The organism is Klebsiella sp. Ech2A (assembly GCF_030078455.1).
GTDB classification, from domain to species: Bacteria; Pseudomonadota; Gammaproteobacteria; order Enterobacterales; family Enterobacteriaceae; genus Klebsiella; species Klebsiella terrigena.
In genome coordinates, this window is the sequence record NZ_JAQGFU010000227.1 from 1 (window position 1) to 6,277 (window position 6,277).

The window sequence follows — 6,277 nt, forward strand, 5'->3', positions numbered from 1 at the left end:
GGTACGGTGAGCCCGGCCAGCAGGCGCAGCAGCGTGCTTTTGCCGCAGCCGGACGGCCCCAGCAGCGCGACGATGCTGCCCGCTTCGATATGCAGATCGATATTATTGAGAACGGTGTTGGCGCCGAAAGCGAAGGAGACGCTATCAAGCTTGATGCCGGTAAGCGCGCGCATTATCGCCCTCCCCGTTGGGAAAGCGACACTCTACCGACGGTCGAAAACCGCCGGGCCGCGCCCACCTGCGATAAATACAGGGGAGCTAACATGTTGTTATCCTCTTTGGGACTTAGTGCCGCCAACTATAGGGAGCCTGGATGACGTATTGATTACATTTTCATTGCGGCTTAACGTGTTGTCTGGCATCAGACCCATTTACCAAGGAACGCATATGAGCCGCTTTCGCCACGTCGAACTTCAGTACGCCAGTCGCCTGCTCAATCACGGCCCCACCATTCTGATAACCAGCTATGACGCGCAATCCGGGCGCCGCAACGTGATGGCCGCCGCGTGGTCGATGCCGGTGGAGTTCGCGCCGCCCCGCGTCGCCATCGTGGTCGATAAGAGCGCCTGGACGCGGGAGATTATTGAGCGCAACGGAACCTTCGGCATCGTGGTGCCGGGCGTGGCCGCCGCCAGCTGGACCTACGCGGTCGGCAGCATCAGCGGGCGCGATGAGGATAAGTTCAATGCCTACGGCATTCCGGTGGTGAACGGTCCGGAGCTCGGCCTGCCGCTGATTGAGGAGAAGTGCCTGGCGTGGATGGAGTGTCGGCTGCTGCCGCCCACCGCCGCTCAGGAGCAGTACGACACCCTGTTTGGCGAAGTGGTTTCCGCCGCCGCCGATGAGCGGGCTTTCGTCACAGGACGCTGGCAGTTCGACGATGATAAGCTCAATACGCTGCATCATCTCGGCACCGGCAACTTTGTCGCCAGCGGCCGGCACGTGCGGGCGAATACGCCGGAGGAGTAGCCATCGTGCACGGCAGGAGCGAACGGCCCGCCGTCTGAGGTAGCGGGCGGGCTACGCCCGCTACGGGCAAAGGTCATATTTGCCGGAGGGGATAAACGTTAACTGGCCGGGCAATTAGCCGCACAGTGCTCAATGCCCCGTCGATCCTGATTGTGGATACGGGGCCCTGGCATCTATGCTCAGGCCCGCGCGTTGCATTACCATTTTCTGATCCGCTAACGCGTATTATCATTGATGTGTTCGTTATAATTTTCGATACGTTTTTCTACACCTTCATTTTCAACTGACACGTTTACCACTCCTTTTATACCCAAGAGACTTCACGATGCAGGATGGTAGCGCTCGCGCAAGTCACCCTCACTGCTGCTTTGGACTTATGCTCATGCAACTTTATTTACCATGGGTATACAATTTGACATATAACCAATTCAAACAACATCAATTGTTTTATAATAAAAATCTGATAGCAAGGAGTAACCATTTTCATCCAGATTATTATATACATCCAAAATTCCGTTAGTCGTGTAGACTAACAAATGGGTGAGTATCTCTATTTGATTATTTCCAATAATCAAATAATCCACACCAAGTTTTACCGATGATATGTTGCTATTAAGGCATCCCAATATTTCACTTATATTATTTGTCACCCAGCGAACGCGACAACCCTCAGTCGAAAACGGAAGCGTCAGATCATTACTAAGCCATAGCTCATCAAATTTAGACCATGCAATAGAGATTACCTCACCACCATCAAAGTAGATTCTTATGGGTAAATCATTCCATGGTTCCCAGCTATCAAAATAAATCTCAGCCGTTTCATATTTGATGATTTTTTTGCCAAGCATTTTAAAGAAACAAGTGTTTATATTGTCAACTTTATTCATTTCTTTGAGCCTCATCCCTTGAAGACTTAAAATCTGATTGATATTAAAACACTCTTATCCAGACAGTCCGGCATTTACAATCATATTAATAAATTTTTTGGTGTCCCATTCCTTAATATCTGAAACTTGCCCATCTCCGATTTCGATCAGCCTAAGATGGGATGTAGTGGTTTCAACCATATCTATGGAGAAAAATGGAGAGCTTATTTTTTCCACTATATCGAAAACAATATCTGGGATCACATCATTAGAAGAGTAGACTGTCCCGTATAATGAAAAGTACCTACGTTCTGTTTCTGATTTGAAGTCTTCAACCTTTCTAAGAACAACTCCCCCCTCTATTTCACCACGATATTGTTTAATGCTGGTTACAATTCCCTTTATCTCCTCGACATTTCTTGCTACAGAGCCACGCGATGTCGTAAGTGATTTAACATAGTCTTTAACAAAATATGAAGGCCATTTTAATCGTGATGTGACTTTTTCGAAGTCATCACTCTCATTCAGGAAAATAGTTTCAGGCGTATAGTCACTACATGATTCGTACCAGCCTGTGATATAGTGGCATGAAGCGTAATCATCAGGAGAAACCAGCATTTCTGCTCTATGTCTTTTAACAGCGTTATTCAATGCTCTATATTCTTTCTGTTTAAGCATCCAGCCTCGCCAAATCACTGGTACATGTGCCTCAAGACTTTCTGAAAGTTTAATCTTGTTATCTAATAAATGCTGTGATGGCAGTGATGATATTTTAGCGCGCTCCGGAAGGCGGCCTTTACAATACCGCCTTCCGGGACAGGGTTTACGACATGCTGTAACCGGGTTTCTTAATCAGCTGCTCCATCTGCGGGGCGATTTCGCTGTCCCACACCTGCTGCCAGTCGCTCGGGTCAACCTGCTTCAGGGCCACGCTCACCGAGCTGTCCTTACTGTTGAGGTGACGCACTAATACGGCGGAGATATCGGCGGCCAGCGCCGCTTTTTGCTCATCATTCAGCTCGCGAGGAAAACACTTAATATCAACATGCGGCATAGCAGACTCCTTATTGTCAGAACGATAAAACTACCACAGCCCGGGCGAGCCGGTTTTCATTTTGTGCCTTAAATCAGCTCGTTGCGGCGCAGCACAGCCTCCAGCTCGGCGCGTTGATATACCGCATCCGCGACGGCGACGAATTTCGGCGTGTGCGCTGCAAACCACTCCCGCCCCGGCCCCCACGAGTACATGACCGCGATATAGCAGTCCAGCAGGCTTATCCGCTCGCCCAGCGCATAGGGCCCGGCAACGAGCTGCTGCTCCAGCCACAGATAGAGCGACCGGCGATAGTTCACGCAGTTTTCCCGCAGCTGCTGCGGCGCATCCGCCGCCCAGCGCTCAGGATAATCCGCGTAGGTGAAGGTGGGATAGACGTTGGCAACCAGCCAAATCAGCAGGCGCTGAAACGGGTGTCGCTGCGGCGTTCCTGGCTCGGGCGCGAGGTCCGGCCGCTGGTCGAGGATGGTTAAGGCAATCGCGGCAGATTCGCTCATCACGCTGCCGTCCGCCAGCTTAAGGGTGGGGACCTGACACAGCGGGTTTATCTGCATCAGGCTGTCACGCTGTGGTCCGGGCTTATCAAAACCCTCAACGTTAACAAAATGGTACGGGATTTCGGCCAGCGTCAGCATCAGCTCGCTGATTGCCGACCCCCAGCCCGGTACGCCATAGACGGTGATCATGTTCGGCCTCCACGGTAAACGTCGGGTGTCGGATGAAAGCCGGAAAAAATGCCCGTCGCGCGCTATTTAACGGCGTGCCTACGCCGACTCTCGTTCCAGCAAATGATAGCCCAGATCGATAATTGCTTCCCCTTCCCCCACGCCTTCAATGCGGTCGGCGAGAAGGGTTGCCGCACGTTCGCCAATCGCATGGCGATCGACGCTGACGGTGGTGATCGCCGGTCGGTTGCTGGCGGCAAAATCCAGATCGCCGAAACCCATCACCGCTAAATCCTTCGGCACGCGCAGGCCGCGGCTTTCAGCCTCCATTATCGCCCCCTGCGCCAGGGTATCGGAACTGCAGACGATAATATCGAACTCGCCGGCGTCAAGCAGCTGGGCCAGGCCGCTGCGTCCCAGCGCCAGCGAGGCGGGAAGCGGCACTTCAACCTGAGGCGTATCGCTCATACCGCCTTTGACCAGCCGGGCGCACAGCCCCTGCTTACGCTGCGCCGCTCGCGCGTCCCCTGCCCACAGCAGCCCCGGGCGTCGATAGCCCTTGTGCAGCAAAAATTCGCCTATCGTCTCGCCAACTTTCTCATGCGAAAAGCCCACCAGCATATCCAGCGGCGTCGGGGTCAGATCCCAAATCTCCACCACCGGGATGGCGGCGTTGAGGATGGTTCTCTTTAACGCCGGCGCATGCTGAATGCCGGTCAGCACGACACCATCAGGGCGACGGGAGAGCAGCGTGGCCACCAGCTCCGCTTCGGTCTCCCGACTGTAGCCCGCGACGCACAGCAGCATATGGTAGCCGCGCTCCGCAAGGGTATCGCTCAGGGCCTGGATGGTGTCGACAAACATATTGTTGTTGATTTGCGGAACCACGACGGCAATCAGCCGGCTGCGGCGTGAGGCCAATCCGCCGGCCAGCGCATTGGGAATGTAGCCCGTGGCCTGCACCGCCTGCAGCACCTTTTCCACCGTTTTAGGCCGTACCAGCTGCGGCGTATTCAGCGCCCGACTGACCGTCATTGATGATAAACCCGCCGTGCGGGCAACATCATCCAGCGTCGGCACGCGCGTCGGTTTTCTGCTTTTCACGGCTAAGCCCCTGTGTTGAGTCGTTCCCAGCGGGCATTATTGATGATGCCCCAGCCAATTGCCAGCATCCGCCCGCGCATCCTCATGAGAATCAACAACCTGAGAGATAAAATGTTATCGCTATCATTAATAGTTGTGCTATTTCACAGACTGTTTTGGATCGTGATGTCACCTGCATAATTTTACCACTAATAATCTGAAGTTGTGATCGTTTGTACAAATTAAACGCACTCCTGTGGTCGAAACGCAAAAGCTGGATTAAAAATGTTAGCGCAAACATTTTATAACTCATAAGGAACATGCCATGACCACAAGCGCCAATTCCAGCTCCGTGACCTACGCCAAAACCACCGGCGTCAAAACCGCCGCCGAAACCGGCGACCGCATTGAGCACGTTAAGCTCTCCCTGGCTTTTCTCCCCTTAGCCACGCCGGTCAGCGATGCCAAAGTCCTCACCGGGCGGCAAAAACCGCTCACCGAAGTCGCGATTATCATCGCCGAAATCCGCTCCCGCGACGGTTTCGAAGGGGTAGGCTTTAGCTATTCCAAACGCGCGGGAGGCCAGGGAATTTACGCCCATGCCAAAGAGATTGCCGATAACCTGCTCGGCGAAGACCCCAACGATATCGACAAGATCTACACCAAACTGCTGTGGGCGGGCGCCTCCGTCGGGCGCAGCGGCATGGCGGTCCAGGCCATCTCTCCGCTTGATATTGCCCTGTGGGATATGAAAGCCAAGCGCGCCGGACTGCCGCTGGCGAAGCTGCTCGGCGCCCATCGTGATTCGGTACAGTGCTACAACACGTCAGGCGGTTTCCTGCATACGCCGCTGGATCAGGTGCTGAAAAACGTCGCTATCTCCCGGGAAAACGGCATCGGCGGGATCAAGCTCAAGGTGGGCCAGCCGAACACCGCCGAAGATATCCGCCGCCTGACGGCGGTACGTGAAGCGCTGGGGCCTGATTTCCCGCTGATGGTTGACGCCAACCAGCAGTGGGACCGGGAAACCGCCATTCGCATGGGGCGCAAAATGGAGCAGTTTAATCTGATCTGGATTGAAGAGCCGCTCGACGCCTACGACATCGAAGGCCACGCGCAGCTGGCCGCCGCGCTGGACACGCCGATTGCGACCGGGGAGATGCTGACCAGCTTCCGCGAACACGAACAGCTTATTCTCGGCAACGCCTGCGACTTCGTGCAGCCGGATGCTCCGCGCGTCGGCGGTATCTCCCCCTTCCTCAAAATTATGGATCTGGCGGCGAAGCATGGCCGCAAGCTGGCCCCGCATTTTGCAATGGAAGTGCATCTGCACCTTGCCGCCACCTACCCGCTCGAGCCCTGGCTGGAGCATTTCGAGTGGCTAAACCCGCTGTTTAACGAGCAGCTTGAGCTGCGCGATGGGCGGATGTGGGTTTCTGAACGCCACGGGCTGGGCTTCACCCTGAGCGAACAGGCGCGCCGCTGGACCCAGCACAGCTGCGAGTTTGGCCAGCGCCCCTGACGTTTGCGCCGGCTATTTCCCGGGCCGGGGGCGAAAGTGCCGGTTCCGGACTGGGGGATAAGCGCATCCCCCACCCTTGCGTAGTCCGGTCAGCTTATGGCCGGGGATAGGTTATTAA

8 protein-coding genes are annotated in these 6,277 nt (G+C 54.8%); 2 read left to right on the plus strand and 6 right to left on the minus strand.

The genetic code is table 11. From position 1 onward, the window contains the following. On the minus strand, window positions 1–173 hold a 173-nt coding region (locus PFH44_RS23740; RefSeq protein ID WP_283826353.1), incomplete at its 3' end, for an ATP-binding cassette domain-containing protein. A 214-nt stretch (window positions 174–387) separates the two neighbouring features. Between PFH44_RS23740 and PFH44_RS23745 the strand changes: the two genes are divergently transcribed. Further along, window positions 388–969 carry a flavin reductase family protein gene (locus tag PFH44_RS23745; RefSeq protein ID WP_045855270.1) on the plus strand — a complete coding sequence of 194 codons (582 nt, stop codon included), beginning with the start codon at window positions 388–390 and terminating at the stop codon, window positions 967–969. Between the two features lie 428 nt (window positions 970–1,397). Here the strand turns inward: PFH44_RS23745 and PFH44_RS23750 are convergent, their stop codons facing one another. The 5 genes from PFH44_RS23750 to PFH44_RS23770 all read right to left on the minus strand — a co-directional run bounded on the left by PFH44_RS23750 (window position 1,398) and on the right by PFH44_RS23770 (window position 4,658). Next, window positions 1,398–1,856, minus strand: a complete 459-nt coding sequence (locus tag PFH44_RS23750; RefSeq protein WP_283826348.1) for a hypothetical protein — start codon at window positions 1,854–1,856, stop codon at window positions 1,398–1,400. A 54-nt stretch (window positions 1,857–1,910) separates the two neighbouring features. Continuing rightward, the gene (locus PFH44_RS23755; protein ID WP_283826349.1) at window positions 1,911–2,513 is read right to left on the minus strand and encodes an ATP-grasp domain-containing protein; all 603 of its coding nucleotides are present in this window, start codon (window positions 2,511–2,513) and stop codon (window positions 1,911–1,913) included. 145 nt (window positions 2,514–2,658) lie between these two features. Next, window positions 2,659–2,889: a tautomerase PptA gene (gene pptA / locus PFH44_RS23760; RefSeq protein ID WP_283826350.1), complete on the minus strand. Its 231-nt coding sequence runs from the start codon at window positions 2,887–2,889 to the stop codon at window positions 2,659–2,661. A gap of 68 nt (window positions 2,890–2,957) precedes the next feature. Further along, a complete protein-coding gene (locus tag PFH44_RS23765) occupies window positions 2,958–3,575 on the minus strand; it encodes a glutathione S-transferase family protein (RefSeq protein WP_283826351.1) in 618 nt (205 codons plus the stop codon). Window positions 3,576–3,653: 78 nt separating this feature from the next. After that, a complete protein-coding gene (locus PFH44_RS23770; RefSeq protein WP_283826352.1) occupies window positions 3,654–4,658 on the minus strand; it encodes a LacI family DNA-binding transcriptional regulator in 1,005 nt (334 codons plus the stop codon). A gap of 304 nt (window positions 4,659–4,962) precedes the next feature. Between PFH44_RS23770 and PFH44_RS23775 the strand changes: the two genes are divergently transcribed. Then, complete coding sequence (locus PFH44_RS23775; protein WP_076947228.1) at window positions 4,963–6,159, plus strand: L-talarate/galactarate dehydratase; 1,197 nt, start codon at window positions 4,963–4,965, stop codon at window positions 6,157–6,159. Window positions 6,160–6,277: the final 118 nt, after the last annotated feature.